Source organism: Sphingomonas hankookensis (assembly GCF_028551275.1).
In the GTDB taxonomy this organism is placed as follows: domain Bacteria; phylum Pseudomonadota; class Alphaproteobacteria; order Sphingomonadales; family Sphingomonadaceae; genus Sphingomonas; species Sphingomonas hankookensis_A.
The window spans coordinates 3072482-3094696 of sequence record NZ_CP117025.1 but is presented as its reverse complement, the minus strand read 5'-3'; the positions used below and the strand labels follow the sequence as shown (position 1 = coordinate 3094696).

At 65.1% G+C, this 22215-nt stretch carries 28 protein-coding genes; 18 read left to right on the top strand and 10 right to left on the bottom strand.

Annotated features, from left to right (window positions below; translation table 11 throughout):
• Positions 1-9: 9 nt before the first annotated feature.
• From PPZ50_RS14675 to PPZ50_RS14630, 10 genes are all read right to left on the bottom strand, one after another.
• Positions 10-1083, bottom strand: a complete 1074-nt coding sequence (locus PPZ50_RS14675) for a site-specific integrase (protein ID WP_272815416.1) — start codon at positions 1081-1083, stop codon at positions 10-12.
• A complete protein-coding gene (locus PPZ50_RS14670; protein ID WP_272815415.1) occupies positions 1083-1343 on the bottom strand; it encodes a hypothetical protein in 261 nt (86 codons plus the stop codon). The genes PPZ50_RS14675 and PPZ50_RS14670 overlap by 1 nt, the downstream gene beginning before the upstream one ends.
• Complete coding sequence (locus PPZ50_RS14665; RefSeq protein WP_272815414.1) at positions 1340-1807, bottom strand: hypothetical protein; 468 nt, start codon at positions 1805-1807, stop codon at positions 1340-1342. The genes PPZ50_RS14670 and PPZ50_RS14665 overlap by 4 nt, the downstream gene beginning before the upstream one ends.
• On the bottom strand, positions 1804-3588 hold the full coding sequence (locus PPZ50_RS14660; protein ID WP_272815413.1) for a DNA cytosine methyltransferase: 1785 nt from the start codon (positions 3586-3588) through the stop codon (positions 1804-1806). Before PPZ50_RS14660 ends, PPZ50_RS14665 begins: the two co-directional genes overlap by 4 nt.
• Positions 3588-4319, bottom strand: a complete 732-nt coding sequence (locus PPZ50_RS14655) for a hypothetical protein (RefSeq protein ID WP_272815412.1) — start codon at positions 4317-4319, stop codon at positions 3588-3590. The genes PPZ50_RS14660 and PPZ50_RS14655 overlap by 1 nt, the downstream gene beginning before the upstream one ends.
• Positions 4319-4780: a hypothetical protein gene (locus PPZ50_RS14650; RefSeq protein ID WP_272815411.1), complete on the bottom strand. Its 462-nt coding sequence runs from the start codon at positions 4778-4780 to the stop codon at positions 4319-4321. Before PPZ50_RS14650 ends, PPZ50_RS14655 begins: the two co-directional genes overlap by 1 nt.
• Positions 4781-4978: 198 nt before the next feature.
• Positions 4979-5266 carry a hypothetical protein gene (locus PPZ50_RS14645; protein ID WP_272815410.1) on the bottom strand — a complete coding sequence of 96 codons (288 nt, stop codon included), beginning with the start codon at positions 5264-5266 and terminating at the stop codon, positions 4979-4981.
• Positions 5260-5388, bottom strand: a complete 129-nt coding sequence (locus PPZ50_RS14640) for a hypothetical protein (RefSeq protein ID WP_272815409.1) — start codon at positions 5386-5388, stop codon at positions 5260-5262. Before PPZ50_RS14640 ends, PPZ50_RS14645 begins: the two co-directional genes overlap by 7 nt.
• Positions 5385-5663 carry a hypothetical protein gene (locus tag PPZ50_RS14635; RefSeq protein WP_272815408.1) on the bottom strand — a complete coding sequence of 93 codons (279 nt, stop codon included), beginning with the start codon at positions 5661-5663 and terminating at the stop codon, positions 5385-5387. Before PPZ50_RS14635 ends, PPZ50_RS14640 begins: the two co-directional genes overlap by 4 nt.
• A 378-nt stretch (positions 5664-6041) precedes the next feature.
• A complete protein-coding gene (locus PPZ50_RS14630; protein ID WP_272815407.1) occupies positions 6042-6719 on the bottom strand; it encodes a LexA family protein in 678 nt (225 codons plus the stop codon).
• Between PPZ50_RS14630 and PPZ50_RS14625 the strand changes: the two genes are divergently transcribed.
• The 18 genes from PPZ50_RS14625 to PPZ50_RS14540 all read left to right on the top strand — a co-directional run bounded on the left by PPZ50_RS14625 (position 6702) and on the right by PPZ50_RS14540 (position 22196).
• Positions 6702-6935 (top strand): hypothetical protein, encoded by a 234-nt coding sequence (locus PPZ50_RS14625; protein WP_272815406.1) that lies wholly within the window; start codon positions 6702-6704, stop codon positions 6933-6935. The genes PPZ50_RS14630 and PPZ50_RS14625 overlap by 18 nt on opposite strands.
• Positions 6932-7186: a hypothetical protein gene (locus tag PPZ50_RS14620; RefSeq protein WP_272815405.1), complete on the top strand. Its 255-nt coding sequence runs from the start codon at positions 6932-6934 to the stop codon at positions 7184-7186. Before PPZ50_RS14625 ends, PPZ50_RS14620 begins: the two co-directional genes overlap by 4 nt.
• Positions 7183-7662 carry a phage regulatory CII family protein gene (locus tag PPZ50_RS14615; RefSeq protein ID WP_272815404.1) on the top strand — a complete coding sequence of 160 codons (480 nt, stop codon included), beginning with the start codon at positions 7183-7185 and terminating at the stop codon, positions 7660-7662. Before PPZ50_RS14620 ends, PPZ50_RS14615 begins: the two co-directional genes overlap by 4 nt.
• A gap of 292 nt (positions 7663-7954) precedes the next feature.
• Positions 7955-8509 (top strand): hypothetical protein, encoded by a 555-nt coding sequence (locus PPZ50_RS14610; RefSeq protein WP_272815403.1) that lies wholly within the window; start codon positions 7955-7957, stop codon positions 8507-8509.
• On the top strand, positions 8497-8973 hold the full coding sequence (locus PPZ50_RS14605; RefSeq protein WP_272815402.1) for a hypothetical protein: 477 nt from the start codon (positions 8497-8499) through the stop codon (positions 8971-8973). The genes PPZ50_RS14610 and PPZ50_RS14605 overlap by 13 nt, the downstream gene beginning before the upstream one ends.
• The gene (locus tag PPZ50_RS14600) at positions 8966-9151 is read left to right on the top strand and encodes a conjugal transfer protein TraR (RefSeq protein WP_272815401.1); all 186 of its coding nucleotides are present in this window, start codon (positions 8966-8968) and stop codon (positions 9149-9151) included. Before PPZ50_RS14605 ends, PPZ50_RS14600 begins: the two co-directional genes overlap by 8 nt.
• Positions 9148-9804 carry a hypothetical protein gene (locus PPZ50_RS14595; protein ID WP_272815400.1) on the top strand — a complete coding sequence of 219 codons (657 nt, stop codon included), beginning with the start codon at positions 9148-9150 and terminating at the stop codon, positions 9802-9804. Before PPZ50_RS14600 ends, PPZ50_RS14595 begins: the two co-directional genes overlap by 4 nt.
• A gap of 88 nt (positions 9805-9892) precedes the next feature.
• Positions 9893-12910 (top strand): phage/plasmid primase, P4 family, encoded by a 3018-nt coding sequence (locus PPZ50_RS14590; RefSeq protein WP_272815399.1) that lies wholly within the window; start codon positions 9893-9895, stop codon positions 12908-12910.
• A 200-nt stretch (positions 12911-13110) separates the two neighbouring features.
• Positions 13111-13650: a DUF6362 family protein gene (locus tag PPZ50_RS14585; protein ID WP_272815398.1), complete on the top strand. Its 540-nt coding sequence runs from the start codon at positions 13111-13113 to the stop codon at positions 13648-13650.
• A gap of 277 nt (positions 13651-13927) precedes the next feature.
• On the top strand, positions 13928-14539 hold the full coding sequence (locus PPZ50_RS14580) for a hypothetical protein (protein WP_272815397.1): 612 nt from the start codon (positions 13928-13930) through the stop codon (positions 14537-14539).
• 2 nt (positions 14540-14541) lie between these two features.
• Positions 14542-16656 carry a phage terminase large subunit family protein gene (locus tag PPZ50_RS14575; RefSeq protein ID WP_272815396.1) on the top strand — a complete coding sequence of 705 codons (2115 nt, stop codon included), beginning with the start codon at positions 14542-14544 and terminating at the stop codon, positions 16654-16656.
• Positions 16653-16859 (top strand): phage head-tail joining protein, encoded by a 207-nt coding sequence (locus PPZ50_RS14570; protein WP_272815395.1) that lies wholly within the window; start codon positions 16653-16655, stop codon positions 16857-16859. Before PPZ50_RS14575 ends, PPZ50_RS14570 begins: the two co-directional genes overlap by 4 nt.
• A gap of 21 nt (positions 16860-16880) precedes the next feature.
• Complete coding sequence (locus tag PPZ50_RS14565; RefSeq protein WP_272815394.1) at positions 16881-18368, top strand: phage portal protein; 1488 nt, start codon at positions 16881-16883, stop codon at positions 18366-18368.
• 6 nt (positions 18369-18374) lie between these two features.
• A complete protein-coding gene (locus PPZ50_RS14560; protein WP_272815393.1) occupies positions 18375-20663 on the top strand; it encodes a phage major capsid protein in 2289 nt (762 codons plus the stop codon).
• Positions 20664-20726: 63 nt separating this feature from the next.
• Positions 20727-21062, top strand: a complete 336-nt coding sequence (locus tag PPZ50_RS14555; protein WP_272815392.1) for a DUF2190 family protein — start codon at positions 20727-20729, stop codon at positions 21060-21062.
• A gap of 5 nt (positions 21063-21067) precedes the next feature.
• Positions 21068-21373, top strand: a complete 306-nt coding sequence (locus PPZ50_RS14550; protein WP_272815391.1) for a head-tail joining protein — start codon at positions 21068-21070, stop codon at positions 21371-21373.
• The gene (locus tag PPZ50_RS14545; protein WP_272815390.1) at positions 21370-21795 is read left to right on the top strand and encodes an HK97-gp10 family putative phage morphogenesis protein; all 426 of its coding nucleotides are present in this window, start codon (positions 21370-21372) and stop codon (positions 21793-21795) included. The genes PPZ50_RS14550 and PPZ50_RS14545 overlap by 4 nt, the downstream gene beginning before the upstream one ends.
• Complete coding sequence (locus PPZ50_RS14540; protein ID WP_272815389.1) at positions 21792-22196, top strand: hypothetical protein; 405 nt, start codon at positions 21792-21794, stop codon at positions 22194-22196. Before PPZ50_RS14545 ends, PPZ50_RS14540 begins: the two co-directional genes overlap by 4 nt.
• Positions 22197-22215 lie beyond the last annotated feature (19 nt).

Below are 22215 nucleotides of genomic sequence, written 5' to 3'. Positions count from 1 at the left end.
TCGTTAAAGCTATTTTGTTGCAGCAATCCTTCGGCCAATCTCAATCACTACCCGGTGTTGGCTGACGTATTTCGAGCGGATTTTGGACACGTCTTTCGTCGTCCAACCAAGGATATCGGCGATCTCCTGATCGGTCAGGCCAGCGATCATGCACCGCGTGGCGAACGTGCCGCGCAGGTCGTGCAGATGGACGGTAAGGCCGGCAGCGTCCCGCGCGTCGCGGAAACGCGACCCCAGCCCCATGGGCGTCCATGGCCGCCAGTAGCTGTTTGACAGCACGGTGTCGGGTAACGGCTTGCGCTTGTCCTTCCGCTTCGCGGCCATTTCGGCGGCGTGCCGCGCCTTGATCCGCGCGAAAATGGCCTTCGTCTCGGGGAGGATCGGCACCGTGACCAGCGTTCGGCCCCGGCTCTTTCCAGTGTGCCAGACAATGGCGTGTTCACCGATCGCGGACCATGGCAAGCGCACCAGGTCGCCACGGCGCAGGCCGGTCGCTGCGGCGAGGTCGACGGCCTCCTGCACTTCTACCGATGCTTCCTTCGCGAAAGCGACGAAGTGATCGGCTTCCCAGATGATGTCGGAGCGGTCCTGATCGTACAGGCGCTCGGTGTCGAACAGGACGTTGAACGGCAGCAAGCCGCGGTCGACCGCCCAGCTGAGCAGCGCAGAGAAGGCCGTGATGGCTGCATCGGCGCTGCGTGGCTGTTCCGCCCAGCGGTCGCGCCAGTCCAGCACGTCGGCGCGGATGCGACGATCGGCAAAGACCTTCAGCGGAGCCTTGCCGAATTTGATGCTGATCCGCGCGTGCCACGTGCCGTAATTGACGCGGGTCGAAGCGGCCAGCTTCTTCCAGGCGGCCGATTCGGTGTAGCGAATAATCAGGCCGTCGATCGTGTCGGCCGGCGCTGCCGAGGTCGGGCGCGCGGCGGCTGCGGCATCGGTTAGCGCGGCAGTGATGGCAGGCTTTGTCCCGCCTTCCTTGCGCAGGATCAGTGGGCCGCCGCGCCACGCATAGACGTAGTGGATGACCGGCTTGCCGGGGCGGCGCTTTGTGACGATGTGCAGGCCAGCGGCCACGGTCATTATCCTTGCTGCGCTTTCCAGTCAGCGTATGCGTCGCCGCTGCCAACGGCAACGCCCGGCAGCGACAGGCCGAACTGGTCGGCGACGATGCGATCAAGCTGCGCCCGCGCCCACAAGACGTTGCCGCCTTCTTTCACCCCGACCGCGCCGAAGCGGGTCAGGAACGTGTTTTGCGATATACCCATGTACGCGGCGGCAACAGGCGCAGTCATGCGCGCCGGCCAGTCGGGCAGGGCTTCCAGGCGGGATAGGGCGGTCATGCGGCGGCTCGCTCGCTGGACTTAGAAAGGCGGTGGGCGGCGTTGGCGTGGGCAACATCAAGGATATTGCTGATGTGATCGCGCGGCCGTGCGTGCCATGCGAGCGCGGCGACAGCTTCGGCGAAGTGCGCGGCCTCGGCATTCTCGCCATGTCGATCAGCCAGTGCGCGGGCGCGGCCGGCGGCGGCGGTCAGATCGGTTCGCAGTTCGTGCGGATATGTGCCTTCGGTGCCGCCGCTGACGATCCACGCCGTCTCCGCGTCATAGGGTGGCTGGCCTGCGACGATGCTGTCCCATTGCGCGACCAGCGCCGTGGCGACGCGCAGGCGGGTGGCGGCCTCGACTTCTGTCAGCCGCCCTTTCTCGACCTGTTGCGGGTCGAGGGTCCGGCGCTGGTCGAGAATGCGTCGGGCCGCTACCGCCAAGGCGGGCCAGTCCGACGCGAGCGCCGGCATGACCATCATGCGGCCTCCGTCGCCGGGACATAGCCGGTGCAGTGTTCGGGAAGGTTGGCGCGGGCCAGCACCTCGGACATGTTCGGGCAGACAGAGTTGCCAATCTTCGCGATCTGGTGCGACTTCGGGAGCGGGCCGTAGCGGCGGTTGCCGTTGTCGGTGACGTACCAGCACGTCGGATCAAGGATGTAGCTGGCCGGGAAACCCTGCGCCGTCGCCAGTTCGCGCGGGGTCAGCATCCGCATACCGATGTCGACTAGCACATAGGTCGCGGTGTCGATCGTCACCGTCACCACGGCGAAGCGGTCGCGGGTCGTGACCGTGCCGAGCGGCCGGTCAATGGCCTGCCCCTCTTCCTCGTTGCCGTAGTATTTCACGAGGAAGGCGGCGGTCTGCACGGCCCGATCAAGCATGTCGGCGGGAAGCGCATCGGCGTCGACTAGCACGGTCTGCACCAACTGCTGTTGTGTGCCGCGATGGACGATCGTCGACAGCGGCTTGTCGGCAGCGTTGCCGACCATGCCAGTGTTGTGCTGCGCCATGAAGGCGGCGACTGCGGCGTGCTTGCCGCCGCCCGCCATGACGGTGCTGATCGGTTCGTCCAGTGCTGGGCTGCGCGCAGCTTCGCCGGGGCGGCGTTCGCCGTGGCCCAGCATCGCCAGCGCGCCCGCGACCAGCCCGTGATGCTGCCCGCCCGCAGTCACCGTCTTCGTCGGTCGGGTCAGGTCACCTTCGCCGCCCCGCGTATTGCTGGTGTAGAAATGGGTCAGGTGCGCGGCGACAAGGTTCTGATGCGCACCGCCAGCGGTGATGGTGTGGGTCGGTTCGTCGATCGCGGTGTACGGCTTGCCCGCGTTGCGCATCGTCATGACGTGCGGCACCGCGACCGCCATTTCTCCCCGGTGCGCCCCGGTGATGGTCCGCGTCGGTTCGTCGACTGGATGGATGCGGAGGCCGCCTGAATGGGTCACCGGCACGATAAACGGCCGCGCGTTGTTCACGACGTAGCGCATCACGCCTGCCGCTATCCTGCGGCACGTCGCCGGCTTCAGGTCGCGCGTCCGATCGAATATCGATGGGCACTGGATCGACCAGTCGATGCATTCGGCCGCCGTGCGACGCGGCAGCAGCTTGCCCGCTTCCACGCCCGGCGATCCGGCCTTGCCGCGCGTTGGCGTCGGCCAGACGATCGGGCGGCCGTCGCGGCGCGCGATCAGGAACAGGCGTTTGCGACTGGTCGGGGCGGCCGGCAGGACTTCGCCGTCATAGTCGGCCGCGACCAGTTCGCGCCATTCGACTTTATACCCCTGGCGCCGGATGCGGGCGACCCAGAGCTTAAACTCCTCGCCTTGCCGTTCCTTGATCGGTTTGCCTTCGGCGTCGAGCGGTCCCCATTGACGGAACTCTTCTACGTTCTCCAACATGATGACCACCGGTGCGCCGCTGCCGCCGGGCGTCGCGCGCTTCAGACGATCGATCCAGTGCGGCACGATGTGCGCCAGGTCGCGGATGTTCTTGTCGCGCGGCTTCCCGCCCTTCGCCTTACTGTGGTGCTTGCAGTCGGGCGAGAACCACACGAGCAGCACGGGCGCGCCGCCGGTAGCGTCGAGCGGATCGATCGACATGATTGACTGGCACAGGTGCTTGGTGTGCGGATGGTTGGCAGCATGAACCGATACCGCCGCTTCGTCGTGGTTTACGGCTACGTCGACCGCTCGGCCGAACGCGGCTTCCAGCCCAGTCGACGCACCGCCGCCGCCTGCGAAGTTGTCGATGATGAGGGGGCGCATTAGTCGGCATCCTCCTCATCATCGTCGCGCGACGGTTCCTGCCCGTAGACTTCACGGTAGAGTTCGTCGGTAGCTTTGCACTCGGCAAAGGACGGCCTGTCCGGGCCGCCGTTGAACCATCCCGTGCCGGCGAAATTCCAACCTTCGTCGAAGGTCGCGCATTCGAACGCCAGCGTCGGGAACTGGGAACTCAGCGCTTCGAAGATTGGGGTTGGGAAAGACCATGCGGTTTCGAACTGGAACTTGAACGGGGTATTCGCCAATTGAACGTATTGGTAAGCACCCCACGTCGTGCCCCAGTTCGCCAAGGCCCAAGGATACCAACTCGCGAACTTCGTTTCGCAAATTGCGCGAAGGCGCAAGCTACCCTTCGTTTCGAAATCTGGATTCTTAGCAAGAAAGGCGGCGGCCACATCCGAGATATGAGCGTCAATCGGAAGGCCGGCTTCCCTACGGATATGGGCGATTTCGTGCGGGTACAGGCCCAGGTTTGAGAACGGCGCATCCCGGCTACCGCGTCCGATGATCAGCGCCATGCCCTGTTCAGCGTGCGAACTTTCCTCAACCCCTCGCAATATGGGGGGCATCGGTATGATAGCGTCGAAGCTGAACAGCTTGTCTCCAGCATCCGAGTGATCAGCCGGAGCGATGGTAATGACGCGGTCTGCGAAGGCCTGCACGTCATCGGCCGCGCCATGAACGGCACAGGTGGTGGTCACGTGGTTGGGCATCAGATTTCCGATCCGCTTGCGTTGTTGAGAACCGCGTCGATCGAGTTGGCGACCGTATCCATGATGATGCGCGCGAAGTGAGCCTGACCGTTGCGGTTGCAGGGGAACAGTTCAGCCCCGAACCGGCGCAGGTTCTGGGCGCAGGTCGCCAGTTCCTCGCGCGTGCCGGTCGATTCCCGATCGGCGGTCCAGTGCGCGCGATAGTCCGCCTCTGCCTCTGCCAAGCGGGCGTCGGCACTGTCGGCAGCCGATAGGTATCGGTCGAACTCGTTGTGGTCGGGGTGCGCGTTCGGCGCGATGTCCCATGCGCGATCGACGATCGCGTCCGTCAGGTCGAACGGCGGCCGGTTGCCCGCCTGAATGCTGGCTTCGGCATAGGCGGCAAAGTAGCCAGTTTCGAAGAAGAACCGGGCGGGTGTGCGTGACAGCGGTGCTTCGATTGCGTCGAGAATGTCAGTCACTGGTCACCTCGCAGGATCGAGAGGGTCGCGGCGGTGATGGCGAGCAGCAGCAGCGACCCGCACGCGACGATGATGCGCCACAGGCTGGGGCGCTGTAGGATGGGGCGGCGGATCATGCTTCCCCCGTCACGACGCCGAGCGCCGCCGTGTAGGCGATCAGGATCACGATGACCGCGATCGCGAGTGCTATGCGCCGGATCATCTCCGATGCCCTTTCATCGGCTGATTGATCTGGCCCGCCTCGACGTCGATCCCGTGTCCCGCGAGGGCATCGGTCCAGATTTTGCGGACATCTTCCGTGCAGTGCGACAGCGCATCACGCCAATCGGGGGTTCGGCCGTGCAGCATCTGAAAGCGCACCTGATAGAACAGGCTCTGCGCGTTATGCGGCTGATCGGCATCGTGCGTCGAGGCGCACTCCTGACACTTTCCCGGTGCCGCAGGCAGCAGCGTCATCGTGCCGCTTTCGCTGTTGATGGTCACCATGTCGGTCCCTCCAACAGCAGGCGGGCGATGCGAGCGCGCTGGGGGGCGACCGTTACGACGATCGTCGTGAAGGCGATGGCTGCGGCGCTGGCGAACAGCGCATGGCAAGCGACGGCCATCATGCGGCGTCCGCCACGCGCAGGTCGCGCATGATCGGGAAGTGATGGTGAATCACCGGGGGTGCGCCATCGGCGTCGGCGGCGCACAGGATCGCGGCTTCGGCGACGGCGAGCAAGGCGCGGGCGTGCTCGGCGAGGTCGCTCGCGCTGACGATCGACGTGCCGGCCTGATTGCCGTTCTGGTCGAGGTAGCGAAGCGCGAGCGCAGCGTTGGGTACTCCGACGCCCTTCAGTGGGCGCGCGGTCGCATACAGGTCGGTGATGAATGGGGTTTGCATGGCGTCCCTCCAGTGAGGGCATAAACATGCGATCATCGCAACATGGCCGTCAAGCTAAAAGTTGCGATAGTCGCAACGCTCTTGATCCTAACCCATGTTTGTTCCTATCATGTTCTCAACGGTTGAGTCGGGGACGCATGAGTATTCCGGTAACTTGGTATCGAGCTATGTGCTTTGACAGGGCGATTGGGCCGTGGCGGCAGGCATGCTTTCAGGCAATCGATGACCTGATCGCGGAGGGCCTAGGCTCGGTCGATACGCATGGTCGGTTCTTCATCACTGTGCCGGGGGAGATACAGCGGCTAACCGAATGGATGTCGGTCGCGGAGGCCCGACCATGGGTTGAGGAGCGGCGTGAACTAGAACGGGCGCGCAAGCTCACATTCGAGAGGCGCGCCAGATCACGCGGCCGACCACGTGGAAACTGGTGCCGTCGCCGATGATAATCGCTTGGTGCGTCACGTTGGACGAACAAGGCTCCAAACGTGCCGGATCAAGCAGGAACTGCTTAAAGGTTGTTTGACCTTCGCCGTCACCCACAACGTAAAAACGACCTGGATACAAGGCAGTATCGTTTGGATCGACCAAGACAGTCCCGCCGTTCTCGACGACTTTGTCCATTGAGTCGCCGTCCACGACCAGCCCGAAAGTGTGTGGCGGAATGTCTGGATCGGGGGCTGGCATGCTTGCAATTGGGTTCTCGATTGCCTCGCGCCAGCTTCCCGCTGCCACCTGACCGATTATCGGTATCATCGTTGTTACGAAGCCTTCGACTTGGCCGCCGATGCCGAGCCATGCCCGGATTTTCGCCTCTTCGCTGGCTTGGATTGCGCGGATGCCGCTAAAAATTTTTGAGACTGCCGTAGGATCAACGCCAAGCAGGTTCGCTAGATCGACCTGCTTTTTACCGTGTTCCTTGAGCAGTCGCTTCAGATCGTCGGGGTGTAGCGCCTTCATGCGCCCATAGACGACGGTGTTGCGATCCTCGCAATTGCTACCGTCGCAAGATTTCCCTTGCGATAATGTTGCGATCATCGCATGTTTGCCGGCATGCATATGGTCACCCCTGAAGTAGCAGACCGGATTATCGACGCCCTCGACGGTACGACGGCGGTAGGACGGATGCTCAAGCTTCCCCCGTCTACGGTCCACAGCTGGCGGCGGATCGGAATGAAGCCGTCGCACGCCGATCATCTGCGCCTCGCCGCAGAGGTGATTGGGAAGGTCGTCGATTTTTCGAACGGTGCCGTTTCCGAACAGGTGCCGGCATGAACGGCACGCTGCTGATTGCCTTGGCGAGCTTGGCCGTGCCGGTGATCGGGCTGGAGTTCGCTCGCAAGGTTCGAGACTGGCGCGCGCAGCCAAGCCACAGCCCAGTCTGGATTGGCGTCGATTTGGCAAGCGGTGATGGCTTGAGCGTCGTGCATGACGGCAATGGTTACGTTGCCGACACAAGCCACGCACCGGGGAATTTCGAGGATTTTCCCCCATCCGATGGTACAAGTGCGGGAGCGGGCGAATGAGGAAGATCGTCTCGCGTGCGGAGCAAAACTCCGATCTAAAATCGGCAACGGGCGATCTGATCGCCGATGCGGGCGGGCAGGACAAGGCTGCTGAACGTTGCCGGGTCAGTGGCACGCAATTGCAGCGCTACGCTTCGGACACGGTGCAGCATTCCGAATGCTTCATGCCGCTCGACGTGGTGCTGTGTCTGGAGAACAAGGCCAAGCGCCCGTTTGTCACCGAGTATCTGGCGAAGGCGGCCGGTGCGGTGCTGGTGATGGTCCCGCAGGTTCCGGCCGGCAGGGTCGACCTGCTGCAATTGCTGGCATCGCAATCCAAGGAAGCGAGCGACGTGACGGCAGCGATCTGCTCCGCGCTCGCGGACGGGAAGATCGACAGTCGCGAGGGTCACAGGGCGATCGAGGAAATCGACCAGTTGGTGCGCGTGGCGATGCAGATGCGGGCCGAACTGGCGCTAATCGTAGGAGCAGAATGATGGGTAAGCTCTACTTGCCCGCGCGCGTGCCGAACGAAGGCGCGCGGCGTTTGGCAGCGTGGCTTCTGTCGGGTCCGCGCCCGAGGGACTTGCGTGTCCTGCATATGGTCGGTGTCGACCGCTGCCGGATCGATAGGCTGTTGAGGGGGGAACTGACCCCTGAAGGCAGAGAGATGGCAATGCTCGCGGAGAAGTTGGACCTGCCTGGCCCTACGGGTTACTTGGTGTGGCACCTTCCTCCACTCGGCCGTTGGGGCGACCCAGTAGTCGCGATACCGATGCGGGAGGCGGCATGATTGGGTTCGCGCTCCCCTCGCATCGTCCGATCGACGTGCTGGAACCTATGGCCGGCGCGGCCGGGCTGTTCGCGTGTTCGCCCAACGCGCTATCGTCATGGGCGATGGCGTCGGCGGCGGGCGGGCGGTGCATTTATGCCCGTGCGACCCGCGTCGGCGGGTCGCTGGGCGAGCGGGCGCGGTTGCTTTCGATAGCAGGATCGATCCAGATCAATCAGGCACGCAATGCCACGGACGGTTCGGTGTTCGACTTCATCGCCACGCGGACCACAAAACCGTTCACCGTTACCGCGACGCCGATCGACAAAGTGCCGGCGTTCGCGGTCGACTTGCTCGATCTGCTGGAAACGGCCGCCGGCCGTCGCATGAAGTGTCCGACGAATCCGCAATTGGCCGCTGCTCTTGGCGGTGTGCCGGTGCATCGCGTCGGTACGGCGCTTCGGCAATTGCAGGATGCCGGGTTGGTCACCGTCGACGTCAAGCGGACGGGTGACGACGGACAGCGGACCATTCACATCGTCGGTGCAGGGATGACGCTATGCGCAGCGTAAGCGGTGCGACCCTAAGCGGCGAAGTTGATCGCTATTGCCTACGCCTCGGCATTACCAAGGCCGCACTTTCGCGGGCCAGCGGCGTGCCGGCGCAAACGCTGTCCCACCTGTTGCGGTCGACCAAGGCCAAACCGGAGACGGTCGCGGCGATCCGTGGTTTCATCGAAGCAAACCCGGACCGTTTGCCGGACCGAATGCCCACGGCACCGGACCGGGTCGTCGAGCCGTTGCCAGTAAGGGCGACGGCGACGTCGGCAACGGTCGCGATCAAGGCGACACCGGCCGAACTGGTGGCAACGGCGATGTTGGAAACGCCCAGCGACTTGATGCGGCATGTCGCGGTTCGGTGGCCTGCGGTGTGGCAGGCGGTGCTGATGCGGGCGCGTGCCGATGGCAAGCAACCGGGCGCAACACTGTTGGCGATGATCGAACGCGGCTTGGGTATGGAGGTTAGCTGTGGCTGACGCTGCGGATCACGCCGCCGTGTTGAACGACCAGCATTTCGAGCGGAGCCTGCGCGCGGCGCGGGTGTCGGTGCCGGTCGGCGTCGCCGGGGAGTGTGAGGGTTGCGGGGACGATTCGCCGCGGCTGATCGGCGGGCGCTGTGCGCCGTGCCGCGATCGGCGGAGCCGGACGCGATGACCGATCTTTTTCCTGAACCGTCGATCGCGCCACCTTCCCCGGTTGGGCTGGGCGCGGCGATGGCTGGCGGGCGATCGTCCCGGTCGGTGACCGAGCGGCGCGGCAATGATTTTTATCCGACGCCAGAGGCTGTGACACGCGCACTGCTTGCACGCGAGGCGCATTCTCTACGGGCGGCAACCGGCGACGGGGCGGTTTGGGAGCCATGCGGGCGCGGCGGGGCTATCAGCAATCTGTTGGCAGGGGCGGGATATCCGGTCGTGGCAACCGATCTGGTCGCCGATCCGGGGAATGGCGTGCAACAACTCGATCTGCTGTTGGCGCGGCGGCCGCTCGGTCGAGCGGTGGTTACCAACTTTCCGTTTGCGCTCGCCGAACAGATGATCCGGCATTTGTTGGTCGACCTGAACGTCCGGTGGTGCGCTTCGGTGCTGAAGGCCAGTTTCTGGCATGCAGCGGCCCGGACGCCACTGTTCCGCCAGCTGCGCCCGCAGCGGATCTATGCGCTGAACTGGCGGCCCGACTTTATCGACGGCGGTGCGCCAACGATGGAGGTGATGTGGTGTGTGTGGGATCGATCCTGCGCTGCGCTCGGCACGCAATATGACGTGCTGGAGCCGGCGCGGGGCGGCGGCCTGTTTGATCCGCCGTGATCGCAAAGCGCCGGGCGGGTGCCCGTGGCGCGTTGGTGGGCCGCGTTACGAAAGCGCCCGCCGGTAGGTTTTCAGGGGATTCATCGTTGTGAATACGGTGTCGACGCTGTCGCCCATGGGGCAGGCAGCGATAGCTTTTGCGCGCCGGGGCTGGGCGGTTTTCCCCTGCAACGTCCAGAATGGTCGTCCGCTGGTCACCGGCGATAGGGACGAAAACGATAAGGTAATTCCGAACACGGGCGGGCTGCACAAGGCGACCCGCGACGAAGCCCAGATCGAGGCGTGGTGGCGCAAGTGGCCGGTTGCCCAGATCGGGTTGAATGCCGGTGCCAGCGGGCTGCTGCATATCGATTTCGATCCGCGCGTCGACGAGCTGGTCGACGAAGAGACGGGTGAAGTGCTGCGCGTCGAATGGACGGTCGAGCGGCTGAAGGCCGCGTTGACCGTGCAAATGGGGGAGCCGTTGCCGGCAACGCTGGTGTCGTCGACGCCCAGCGGCGGTGAACATCACTGGTTTCGGATGCCGGCGGGCGAGCCGATCGGCAACCGGGGCAACCTTCCGCAGCATGTCGATGTGCGCGGTCATGGCGGCTATGTCATCGCGCCGCCGTCCGAGCGCAAAGGCGATCTGAAGCAAGGCGGAAAAAAGGGTCCAGGTGCCTATCGCTGGGTAACGGGCGACTGGGCGGATGCGGCCGCTGTCGCGCCGCTGCCGGCGGCGCTGGAACGGGTGCTGCGGGAACGCGCGGCCAAGGCCGGGACGGCCAAGGCGAAGCCGGCCGCGCGCGGCCGGCCGGGTGTGCCGGTGGCAGCGGTCGACGTGTCCGACGATATCCGGAAGTATGCGATGGTAGCGGTCGAGGCGGAATGCCGCGACATTCGCACGGCCGGGAGCGGCAACCGTAACGCCCAGCTGAATACCAGCGCGTTCAAGGTGGCGACGCTGGTCGCTGCCGGCGCGATCGATGACGGTTTCGCGCGGACGTGCGTCGAGGCGGCGGCGCGGGACAATCCGGGCAATGACGACGATCGGCAATTGGCGGCGACGATCGAAAGCGGATGGACAGCCGGACTCCAACAACCGCGCGACCTCGAAGAGGTCGCGGCATCATCGCGTTCCCGCCGGGAACGCGGGAACCAGTCGCGCCCCGCGCCGGCTGCCGCGCCGGCCCCTTCCGCCGCCGGGCGGGCAAAAAGCGCACCCTTCCGGGTTGGAAGCGTCGATGACCAGCAATCGCTGGGGGAGGCGGACCGGGCGCGGCTGCGCGCAATCTCTGCCGCGTGGATGCGGCGCCGTCTCCAACATATTGACCGAACCAAGGACGCGGCCACGCGGCTTGCCTTCTCGGTCGGACGGCGTGTCGGAGCCGGGCTGATCGATGAATTCGAAGCGACCGAAGCGCTGTGGGAAGGGTGCGAGACGATCGCCGATGTCCAGCCCGATGATATTGATCAGGCGTTGGGCGACGGCATCGCGCGCGGGTTCGATCCGGGGCCGATCCTGCTGTCGCTGAAATGTGCCGGGTTTCCGATGACCGATTTCGGGATCGCTGAACGGTTCTTCGCCCGGTACGGCGCGGATTACCGGTTCACGACCGCAAAGGGCTGGCTGGGCTGGGACGGACGGCGCTGGAAGGTGCTGGATCAGGAAAAGGATATTGCGCCGGCCGAAGTGGTCGCGGCGGTGTTCGAAACGGTCCGGGCGATCCAGACCGAAGGGCAGTTGGTCCACGATACCGGCGTCCAGTACCAATTGACCGGTTCGGAAAAGCAACAGACGCTGGCGCTGGAAACCGACAACCCGCATGGCCTCGATCACTGGCGGGTCAAGGGCAAGACGTGGGAATTGCATTCCACGATGATGCGGGTGTTCGGGCGGCAAAGCGAGGTTGCCGGCAAGCCGCAGGCCATCGCCAATCTGTCGCGGCGGTGGCTGACGGTGCCGATCGAGCAGTTCGACGTCGACCCGTATGCGATCAACGTGCTGAACGGCACGCTGCGGCTATCGCGGGAGCGGTTGCCGGACGGGACGCGATCGTCGAGCGTCGAACTGTGCCCGCATCGTCGTGACGATCTGAATACCAAGCTGGCGCCGGTCGAATATGACCCGGACGCTGCCAGCCCGGTCTATGACGGGTTCCTAGTCTGGGCGCAGCCCGATGCCGAAATGCGGCGCTATCTGCACCAATGCGCTGGCTATGGTGCCAGCGGCGATACCAGCGAACAGAAGCTGTGGTTCTGGTACGGGCTGGGTGCGAACGGGAAGTCGACGACGATCGACCTGTGGGCGCATGTGCTGGGCGACTATTCGGGCACGATCGGGATCGAGACGTTCCTCGACCAAGGCATCAAGAAACGCGGCGAACAGGCGTCCCCCGATCTGGCGCGACTGGGCGGCGTCCGCATGTTGCGCGCGTCCGAACCGGAGCGCGGGGCGAAGCTGAACGAGGCGCTGATCAAGGCGGCGACGGGCGGCGAGCCGATGGCCGTCCGCGCGCTGCATCGCGGGTTCTTCGACCTCACGCCGCTGTTCAAGTTGTTCATCGGCGGCAATTACCGACCCGACGTGCCCGGCACCGACGAAGGTATATGGCGGCGGCTCAAGCTGGTGATGTGGGATGCCCATGTCGAGGACAAGGATCGCGACGAACAGTTGCCGGCGAAGCTGCGGGCCGAAGCGCCCGGCGTGCTGAACCATATCGTGCGCGGGATGCTCGACTGGCTGGCGAACGGGTTGATCGAACCGAAGGCCGTCGCCGTGGCAACACAGCAGTATCGCGAGGACAGCGACCCGCTGTCCCGGTTCCTGAATCTATGCACCGAACCGGTCGTCGGCAGCCGCATTCAATCATCGGTGCTTTACGAAGTCTTCGTGGCGTGGTCGAAGGCGGCCGGGGAAACCGAATGGAAGCAAAAGGGCTTCTCCAAGGCGATGACCGACAAGGGTCATAAGAAAAAGGCGTCCGATGGCATCCAATGGTTAGACCTGAAACTGATCAAGGCCGTGTCTGACTTCGTCGACGATCAGGGCCGCGTGATCGAGCATGATGCGAATACTGCTCGGTTGCGCCCCCCGGATGACGACGATGACTATCTCGCCCCCTGATGCTTCCGGTTCGGAAGGGTGGCGGAAGGTTCCCGGAAGGGAAAAAGCGCGGATTTGTGCGGGTTCGGAAGGGTCGGAAGGGTGCGCGTGATATTGTGATGTGGGTGCGGGTGCGCGCGCATGTGCGCAAGCGAATATACTCATAAACCCTTCCAATCCTTCCAATCCTTCCATTGTTTTTAGAAAATGGTGTCATTCCAATGACTAAGCTGTCTGACGGACCCGGAAGGGTCGATAACGATCCTTCCGCTGCCGGAAGCTTGCTGTCCTTTGCCGAGGTCGAGGCCCGTTTGGTCGAGGCGGTGCGGGTGTCGTGGCGGCTGCCGGACCGGGAAGCCGGGTGGCAGCGGGTGCGGTCGGCTTGGCCGGAGATCATGCGCGAGGCGGCGGCAGGCGACTATGACGCGCGCGGCGGCGACCTATCCAGTTCGGACGTGAAGCTGCGCACGGCGGCGGCGACGCGCGGCGAGGTCGCGGACATGGAACAGGCGTTCGACTGGCTGCGGGCGGTGGAAGATGACGACCGGCGGTTGGTGGCGCTGGCGATCGGGTGCCTTGCGCGGGGTGACAAGCAGGTGCCATGGCTGCGGCTGCGGCGGCCGATGGGGCTGACGCATGGGGCCGAAGGGCTGCGCAAGCGGTACACGCGGGCACTTGGGCGGGCGTGTCGGCGCGCGAACCAAGGACTTCTGCGGCGGGAGGCTGGTCAAGGGGGTATATCGAACGCATCGCAAATATAGGGTGTCCACATTGGCCGTCCAAATCGGCTATTCACCGTCATGCTGGGACGGGCCTTCGGGTACGGTCCGGCAAGCCCCGCTCGCTGAACCTCGCAACGCCCCGTCTGGCTTCGGTCCGGCGGGGCGTTGCGCGTTGTAGGCCGGGGGGTCGCGGGTCCCTTCCGGGGGGTGCCGACCTCCGGGGTGCTGCGTTGCGCGGGGGTTGGGTGTTCAGGGGCAGTTTGTGATTATGAACTCCGTGAACTGAACCGGTTCACGGGCTTGAACGGGGGCCGGTATGACACTGATGACGAAGGGCGAGTTCGCCTTGCATCGTGGTGTCGGCAAGTCGGCCGTTTCGAACTGGGCGAAAAAGGGTCTGCTGGTGATGGGCGAATGCCCGGAGACCGGTGCGATCAAGGTCGATGTCGAGCGGACCGATGCGCGCATCAATGCGCGGGTCGATCCGATGCGCGGTCGCCCGACCGGTGGCTTGCCGCCGCCGGCGGCGGTCGTCGAGCCAGCAGAGGAAGGGGGTGATCCGCGTCTACCGGTGCGAAGTGCTGCACTGGTGCGTACCGAGCTTGCCGAGGAACAGTTGGTCGAGCGGCGGATGAAGAACGCCCGCGATGCGAAAGAGCTTGCGCCGCGGGTCGAACTGGAGCGGCGGGCGGCGGAAATGGGCCGGGTCGCGCGGGAGCGGATGCACGCCATGTGGCGCGCCATTTCCGAGCGGTTGGCCGCTGAACGCGATGTCCGGGCGATCATGGCACTGGGCATCACCGAAATCGACCGGGTGTTCGCGCAACTGGCTGACGATGTGGAGCGCGGCGCGCTGGTCGCGGACGATGCAACGGCGGAAGAGGCCGCGATCGAGGCGGAAGTCGCGGAGCAACTGGCAGAGGAGTGACCGTGTTCGACTATCAGCGCTTCGGCAGCACCGCTGGCGACGCGCTGCGGGCGAACGTGAAGGCGCTCGACCGGTCGATGGCCGCAGGGCTGCGACCGCCCCGCCGCATGAAGGTGTCGGAATGGGCAAGCGCCAACCGGCGTTTCGCCGATGACGATCCCATACCGGGTCCGTGGCGGCACGAAACCGCACCGGAACTGGTGGAAATCATGGATGCGCTCACGCCGGAGGACCCGTGCGAGGAAGCGTCCATCATCAAGTGCGCCCAGTCGGGCGGTTCGGCATCGGCGGAAAACTGGATCGGGTTCGTATCCGACCTGGCACCGGGGCCGATGCTGTTCGTGCAGGGCACGCTGACCGCCGCGCTGGCATGGGCGGCGGAAAAGTTCTGGCCAATGGTCGAGGCCACGCCGAAGCTTAACCCGGCGCGCGGTGGCACGATCCGGGCGCAGGGCACGGCGGACGGCGACGGGTCGACCAAGGGCAAGATTCGCTTCGCGCGGTCCAACGGCTTCGTGCTACTGGCTGGCGCGACGTCGGCGGCGTCGCTGCGGCAGCGCACCGTCCGCTACGCCGTCGAGGATGACCTCGACCAGTATCCGGACGATGTCGAGGGCCAAGGGTCGCCGGAGACGATGGTCGACCAGCGCCTGAAGGTCTGGAAACGGCAGGGGTTATCGAAGCGGCTGAAGATCAGCACGCCGCTGATCAAGGGTACGAGCAAGATCGGGCGGGCCTATGCCGCGTCCGATCGTCGCCGCTTCTACCTGAAGTGCCCGGAGTGCGGCAGCCGCTTCGTTCCCGAATGGGGCGACATTCATTGGCCGGACGGCGCGCCCGAACAGGCGCACCTGATCCCGCCATGCTGCGGTTTCGACCATGTCGAGCATTGGCAGAAGGGCGGCATGAAGCTGCCCGATGGCTGGCTGTCCGATGAGATCGAGGGCGAGAAGGTCGCCCGCGTATTGACCGAGGAAGAATTTCAGGCTGCCCGTGGGCGGATGCCGGCCAGTGTGAAGCGAGGCTTCCATCTGACCGGCATCATTTCGTCGTTCCAGACCTGGGCTGATATGGCCGTGGAGTTCGTCGCGTCGCTGGGCGACCTGAACAAGATGAAGGCATGGACCAATCTGGTTCATGGTTTCGAGTTCGAGTTGAAGGGCGGCACCCCCGACTATGAGAAACTGCGCGACCTGCGCGAGCAGGGTTGGGGCATCCGGCATGTAGCGATGCTGCCGGTCGGCGTGTTGGTCGTGACGCTCGGCATCGACGTGCAGGGCGACGGGGTTTACGTCGAACTGGTCGGATGGGGGCCGAACGCGGAAAGCTGGACGCTGGACGCCCGGTTCATTCCCGGCGCGACGGACGTGAAGGGTGAAGGGGCTTGGGTCGACCTCGACCAATATGCCCGTCGCCAGATGGTCTATCCCGGCGGGCGCAGCTACCCGATCGATCAGGTCTGCTGCGATGCCGGGTACAATACCGAGGCAGCGGAAGCATTCTGCCGGTCGCATCCGAACCGCCTGGCGGTATTCGGTCGTGCAGGTTGGTCGCTGCCCATTCTGGGGCGCGGCGAAAACCTTCGCTACGAGCAGCAGGGACGGAAGGCCGGGCAGGCCAGCAAGCGGGCCGAGGACAAGGCGTACATCGTCGGCACGTTCGGCATCAAACTGTCGTGGTACGGGTTCCTCCGTACCACGCTGAAAGCTGCCGATGATGAGTGCGACGGACTGATTTCAAACGCGCGCGGGCGGGTGCATTTCAACGTAGACCTGCCTGATGACTATTTCGAGCAGGTGACGGCGGAAACGATTGTTACCGAGACGGTCAACGGGATGCCGCGGCGGACATGGAAACCGCTGGCCGGTCGCCAGAACCACTGGCTCGATTGCCGGGTCTATAACACCGCTGCCCATGAAAAGCTGATGCTTGACACGCTGACGGAAGCGGACTGGGCGGCGCTTCGCGCCGAACGATACGCACCGAAAGATGGGGCACAGCCCGGCCTGTTCGACGGGCCGATCGCCGTGCCTGCCACCCCTGTCCAGCCCAAAGCCGGACCAGAAAATCTGCAACGCATGTCAACCTTTATCGACGCCGGGAGCGACTATCTGTGAGCACGCCTGCCGAACGCATCGCCAAGCTGGAGGACGCGCTGGGCAACGGCGTCCTGACGATCGAGAGCGATGGTGAGCGCATCACCTATCGATCCACGTCCGACCTGATGGAGGCCATCCGGTACAATCGGGGGCTGCTGGCGCAGGGTGGTGGCGGCGTTGCGCGGCCGGCCAGCACCGTCGCCGTGTACGATCCGCGCTGAGCCATGGGCTTCGGTGACTGGTTGGATGGCGCAATTGCGCCAATCGCGCCGCGCTGGGCGTCGGGTCGGGCAGAGGCGCGCGCGCGTTTTGCGGCGGCACAGGCTGCCGGCGAGGGTATTCGCGCGTATGATGCTGCCGCGCGCGACCGGCGGACGCGAGGCTGGGACCGGACGGCGTCGTCGGCCAATGCCGAGAACCAGCGCGCCCGGGCGCTGTTGATGTGGGCGGGCCATGATCTGGTCCGCAACAACAAATATGCCGCCGCCGCCGTCCGCCAGCTGGTCGCCACGATCTGGGGCGACGGTATCGCGGTCCAGATCACCCATCCGGTAAAACGCATACGGGACCGCGCGCAGTCCGAATGGGACCGGTGGGCGGAATCGCGGGTCGATGGTTTCGGCGACTGGTACGGCCATGGCAAGGTCAGCGTTCGCGAGATGATCGTCGGCGGCGAAAGCCTGTCGTTCTGGCTGCCCGATGACGGTGGTCCGGACGGGCAGGTGATCGGACTGGAAGGCGCGCACCTCGACATGGGGCGCAGCGCGCCGTTGCGGTCCGGCGGACGGATCGTGCAGGGCGTCGAGTTCGCCGGATTGCAGCGTGTGGCCTACTGGATTTTCGACGAGCATCCGAACGACATCGTCGGTCCGGGAACGCCGTCGCGGCGGATCGACGTGGGTCAGATCGACCACCTGTTCGAGCGCTTGCGGCACAAGCAGACGCGGGGTGTGTCGTGGCTGGGCGCTGTCGCGATGACCCTGCGCGACATCGGCGACATCGAGGACGCCAAGCGGCTCCAAGAAAAGGTGCAATCGTGCCTGGCGCTGATCGTACAGCCCGGCGAGGACATGGGTGGCACGTCGCCGCTGGGACAGCAAGCCGCCGATCCGATGGGGGGTGCAGGCCGTCCGCTGGAGGAAACGTTGCGCCCCGGCATGATCGCGCGGTTGGGTCGGGGTGAAACCGCATCAGTGGTAAATCCCACGCCCTCGGCATCCACCGTCGATTTCATCCGGCAGCAGGTCGCTGCCGTGTCGGCGAACATGGTGCCGTATCACCTGATGACCGGCGACGTGAGTCAGGCCAATTATTCGGGGCTGCGCGCCGCGATGAACGGCAGCTATTCGCTGGTCGACGACTGGCAACAGAACGAAGTCATTCCGTTGCTGGTCAAGCCGGCCGTGCGTCGTCGCATGAAGCGCCTGGCGCTGGAGGCACGCGATCCGCGGTTCGAACAGGTCGGCATGACATTTGCCCTGCCGATCCGTCGCATGGTCGATCCGGTCAAGGATCTGATGGGCGAGATCATGGAGATGCGCGCGGGATTGAAGCTGCTGGAAACCGGCCTCGCCGAACGCGGCATCAACGCCGAAGAACACGTCGCCCGCTTGAAGTCGATGAACGACACGATCGATCGCCTGGGCCTCGCGCTCGACATTGATCCGCGCCGGGTGACCGATTCCGGCGTCCTGCAAACAGCCGCAGGCTTTCTGGCCCCTCGGGAGTAAATAGGAATGACGAAGTCGAACGCCGCCGTCCCGGGCTTGCTCGGGGCGGCACATCTGCATGTCCACGGCGATGGTACGCGCACCCCGGCAATCGTGACGCCGCCTGCGACGTTGCCCGCCGGACAGCGCCTTGCCGTCGCGGAAGGATATGACGCGGCGGCACGTACCGTCGAACTCACCACAGCGACCGAAACGCCGGTCCTGATGCCAGGCTGGGCCGTGGGTCTGAGCGACTGCGAGGTCTATTACGAAATCCTCGATTGCTCGCCCGCTGCCGTGGACCTGTCGCAGGTCGCCGATGGCAACGTGCCGGTGCTCGACACGCACAACCGCTGGAATCTGCGCGATCGTCTGGGCACGATCCGGCAGGCACGGATCGAGGCGCGCGAAGTCGTGACTGTCGCTGCCTTCGGCCAGTCGGATGAGGCGCGTGCCGTTGAGGCCAACTTCGCGGCAGGTACGCCGCCCAAGGTCAGCGTCGGATACCGGCGGCGCCAGATGGTGCTGGCGGGGATGGAAGGTGACATCCCGATCTATCGCGTCGTCAGGTGGACGCTGACCGAAGTCTCGCTCGTTTCCATTGCAGCCGATCCCAAGGCGGGGGTCCGATCGGCGCAGCCCTATCAGGCCCCCGCAATCACCACGGAGCAACACATGACGCTTTCCAGCACGTCCGGCGCAACCGCGTCGGGGATCGTCGCCCCGCCGCTGGCGGCGGCGAATGCGAGCCGCAGTTTCATCGAATCGATCGGTACGCGCGGCCCCGCGCCGCAGGCCGGACATGGGCAGCAGCAGGCACCGGCCCAGCCCGCGCCCGTCGCGCCGGCCCCCGCTGCCACCACCGAACTTTCTGCCGCGCCCGCGCCGACCGCGCCCCTGGCAGTGCCGGTCGCGACCCTGCCGGCAACGACGACCGAAGGCGGTCGTTCGGCGGCGGTCGAGCGGTTCACCGTTTCAGGCGCGCTGGGGTTCCTTGAGGTGGCGCGTTCGTTCGGAGAGACGATCGCGACGCGCGCACAGGAGCTGATTGACCAGAACGATCGCGGCGAGATCAGTTCGGGTGCGGCATGGGACGCCATGCGGATCGCCGCGCGCGATGCGCAGCGGGCCGCAGCCGGTGGCGTGGCGACCGGCGGCCGGTCGATCGACGTGACGAACGACGAACGGGACCGTTTCGTGGCCGGTGCGGTCAACTCGATCATCCAGCGCGCCGGCATGACGGGCATGGTCTCCGAAGCGGCCCGAGCCGCCGGGGCGACCATCGATCTCGATCCCGGCCAGTATCGCGGCGTGCGCAACGCCGATCTGGCCCGGATCGTCATCGAGCGGTCGGGCGAACGCGTACAGGGGCATGACCCCGACCTGCATGTCCGGCAGGCGATCGGTATGCGGACCGGGCCGTTCCAGTCGACCAGCGACTTCGCGGTCATCATGGACACGGCGCTGAACCGCATCCTTCAGGCGGCCTATGCGACGCAGGAGGACACCTGGCGCGAATTCTGCGCGGTGACGTCGGTCAACGACTTCCGCGACAACGAATTCCTGCGGGTCGGGGCGTTCGGTGGCCTCGACGTGATCCCCGAGAACGGGGAGATCAAGAACGGGACGATCCCGGACGGCGAAAAGGAACGGCTGCGCGCGCGTGAGCATGGCAAGATCTTCGGCCTGTCGCGTGCCGCGATCGTCAACGACGATCTGGGCGTGTTCAGCAACATGGCGGTGAAGCTGGGCCGCGGCGCGAAGATCCAGATCGAGAAGGACGTCTATGCGCTGCTGGCGCTGAACAATGGCCTTGGCCCCAAGATGGCCGATGGCAAGACGCTGTTCCATGCGGATCACAAGAACATCGTTGCGGCGGGCGGGCCAATCTCGATCGGTCAGTTCGAGGCGATGGACCTGCTGTTCGGCGATCAAGTCGACGTTTCGGGCGACGAAGTGCTCGACCTTCGCCTGCATACGCTGCTGGTGCCGCGCGCTGATCGCGGCAAGGCGCTGATCGCGAACAACGCCGAATATGACAACGACGGCGGCGGCAAGTTCCAGTTGCCGAACCGGGTCCGCGGCCTCTTCAACGCGATCGTCGCGACGAACCGCCTGCGCGATACGCGCCGGTACGGGTTCGCCGACCCGAGCGTCAATCCGACGCTGATGGTCGCGTTCCTGAACGGCGTGCAGGAACCGCGCGTCGAGAGTCAGGACGGGTGGCGCACCACCGGGACCGAATGGCGCGTCCTGTTCGATTACGGCGTCGGTGCGGTCGATTGGCGGACCGCCGCCACGGACGCCGGCAAGTAACAGCGCGTCTCATCACCATCATCTTGAACGTTGGCGGCAGGGCCGCCGACGCGGAGGACTATCATGAACAATTTCATCCAACCGGGTAAGACGCTGGACTTCGTCGCCCCTGCCGGCGGGGTCGTGTCCGGTCAGGCGCAGCTGCGCGGCACCGTGCTGCATGTTCCCGGTGCCAGCGCCAAGGAAGGCGAGACGTATGCCGGCACCATCGAAGGTGTCTTCGAACTGCCCTGCGCCACCGGTACGGCGTGGGAGACGACCGTGACGGTGCTGTACTGGGATGCGGCCAACAAGCGCGTCACGCCGACCGCGAACGGTAACACCAAGATCGGGTTCGCCGCAGCCCCGAAGCTGGCCGCCGCTGCCAGCGGCAATGTCTGCCTGCTACCGCTGGTCTGACGCCGATGTCCTTCGCCGAATATCATCGGGACCTGACCGATCAGGCGTTCGTGACGTTCGGCGAAGATGCCGTCTGGCCGGGTATCGACAAGCCGGTCCGGGTCCGTACCGCGTCGGTCGATGCCGAGCAGCGGTTCGGCAATACGCTGGTGACCCGTCCGGCGATGGTGGTGACGGTCCGCAGCTGGGAGGTGGCGGCACCGGCGAAGGGTGACCGCATCACCTTGGCATCGGGTATCGACTATCAGGTCAGCGATCGGCCGCTGCGCGATCGACGCGGCGTCTGGCGCTGTCCGGTGGTGGCGGCATGAGGCTGAGCATCAGCGCAAAGGGCTTCCCCGAGCTAGAGCGCAAGCTGGCGCGCATCTTCAAAGCGTTCACAGCGGATACCGTCCAGGCGGCTTTAACCGCAGGGGCGGAAGAGATCGCGCAGGAAGCGCGCCGGCTCGCCCCCGTCGCTACCGGCGCGTTGCGCGACAGCATTCAGGTCATGTCGAGCCGTGAGGACATGCAGTCCTATGTAAAGTCGCGGGCGGGCGAGAGAATCGTCTATATCGGGTCGGTCGGGTCCGATCCGGACGGCGACGTATATTATGCGCGCTATATTGAATATGGCACTGCACGAACCGCCGCGCACCCCTTCCTGCGGCCAGCCCTTGCCGCCAAGGGTGACGTTGCCGGACAGGTGACGGTGCGTCATTTCCAGAAAGCCTTTCTGGAAGCGGCGAAATGATGATCGAGGATGCCATCGCGCAGCGGGTGCTAGCCGCTACGCCGATCGTGGCACTGATCGGCGACGCATTCACATGGGGCGCGCGGTTGCCGGCGTTGCCGGCGCTGCAAGCCAGTATCGTGGCCGATACCCGCCCAGAGCGCTTCGGCGGACCGGTTTTGCTGCGAGAAACCATCGTACAATTCGACGCGTGGGCGGACGATGCCGCCGTTGGTCGCGCCCTTCGCGAAGCGGTGATCGCGGCGCTTACCCCGGCTGCAGTGGTCGGCGAGATCGCCTTTCGACGGGGTTTCGTCGTCGCGATCCGCGCCAGCGGGCTGTTGACGCGCGAAGAACGGGCGATCGACCCGGAGCTGTCGCGACAGTCGATCGACATCAAGTTCTGGCACCTCGTCCAGTAGGAGACATGACAATGCGAAT

Excerpts from the sequence above, each read along its gene's own strand:
- PPZ50_RS14630 (WP_272815407.1), bottom strand. The coding sequence starts at position 6,719 with ATGCATGCCGGCAAACATGCGATGATCGCAACATTATCGCAAGGGAAA.
- PPZ50_RS14580 (WP_272815397.1), top strand. The coding sequence starts at position 13,928 with ATGACACTGATGACGAAGGGCGAGTTCGCCTTGCATCGTGGTGTCGGC.
- PPZ50_RS14555 (WP_272815392.1), top strand. The coding sequence starts at position 20,727 with ATGAACAATTTCATCCAACCGGGTAAGACGCTGGACTTCGTCGCCCCT.
- PPZ50_RS14670 (WP_272815415.1), bottom strand. The coding sequence starts at position 1,343 with ATGACCGCCCTATCCCGCCTGGAAGCCCTGCCCGACTGGCCGGCGCGC.
- PPZ50_RS14640 (WP_272815409.1), bottom strand. The coding sequence starts at position 5,388 with ATGATGGCCGTCGCTTGCCATGCGCTGTTCGCCAGCGCCGCAGCCATC.
- PPZ50_RS14675 (WP_272815416.1), bottom strand. The coding sequence starts at position 1,083 with ATGACCGTGGCCGCTGGCCTGCACATCGTCACAAAGCGCCGCCCCGGC.
- PPZ50_RS14550 (WP_272815391.1), top strand. The coding sequence starts at position 21,068 with ATGTCCTTCGCCGAATATCATCGGGACCTGACCGATCAGGCGTTCGTG.
- PPZ50_RS14545 (WP_272815390.1), top strand. The coding sequence starts at position 21,370 with ATGAGGCTGAGCATCAGCGCAAAGGGCTTCCCCGAGCTAGAGCGCAAG.
- PPZ50_RS14595 (WP_272815400.1), top strand. The coding sequence starts at position 9,148 with ATGACCGATCTTTTTCCTGAACCGTCGATCGCGCCACCTTCCCCGGTT.
- PPZ50_RS14660 (WP_272815413.1), bottom strand. The coding sequence starts at position 3,588 with ATGCGCCCCCTCATCATCGACAACTTCGCAGGCGGCGGCGGTGCGTCG.
- PPZ50_RS14620 (WP_272815405.1), top strand. The coding sequence starts at position 6,932 with ATGAACGGCACGCTGCTGATTGCCTTGGCGAGCTTGGCCGTGCCGGTG.
- PPZ50_RS14540 (WP_272815389.1), top strand. The coding sequence starts at position 21,792 with ATGATGATCGAGGATGCCATCGCGCAGCGGGTGCTAGCCGCTACGCCG.
- PPZ50_RS14655 (WP_272815412.1), bottom strand. The coding sequence starts at position 4,319 with ATGCCCAACCACGTGACCACCACCTGTGCCGTTCATGGCGCGGCCGAT.
- PPZ50_RS14560 (WP_272815393.1), top strand. The coding sequence starts at position 18,375 with ATGACGAAGTCGAACGCCGCCGTCCCGGGCTTGCTCGGGGCGGCACAT.
- PPZ50_RS14665 (WP_272815414.1), bottom strand. The coding sequence starts at position 1,807 with ATGATGGTCATGCCGGCGCTCGCGTCGGACTGGCCCGCCTTGGCGGTA.
- PPZ50_RS14585 (WP_272815398.1), top strand. The coding sequence starts at position 13,111 with ATGACTAAGCTGTCTGACGGACCCGGAAGGGTCGATAACGATCCTTCC.
- PPZ50_RS14610 (WP_272815403.1), top strand. The coding sequence starts at position 7,955 with ATGATTGGGTTCGCGCTCCCCTCGCATCGTCCGATCGACGTGCTGGAA.
- PPZ50_RS14635 (WP_272815408.1), bottom strand. The coding sequence starts at position 5,663 with ATGCAAACCCCATTCATCACCGACCTGTATGCGACCGCGCGCCCACTG.
- PPZ50_RS14625 (WP_272815406.1), top strand. The coding sequence starts at position 6,702 with ATGTTTGCCGGCATGCATATGGTCACCCCTGAAGTAGCAGACCGGATT.
- PPZ50_RS14645 (WP_272815410.1), bottom strand. The coding sequence starts at position 5,266 with ATGGTGACCATCAACAGCGAAAGCGGCACGATGACGCTGCTGCCTGCG.
- PPZ50_RS14605 (WP_272815402.1), top strand. The coding sequence starts at position 8,497 with ATGCGCAGCGTAAGCGGTGCGACCCTAAGCGGCGAAGTTGATCGCTAT.
- PPZ50_RS14615 (WP_272815404.1), top strand. The coding sequence starts at position 7,183 with ATGAGGAAGATCGTCTCGCGTGCGGAGCAAAACTCCGATCTAAAATCG.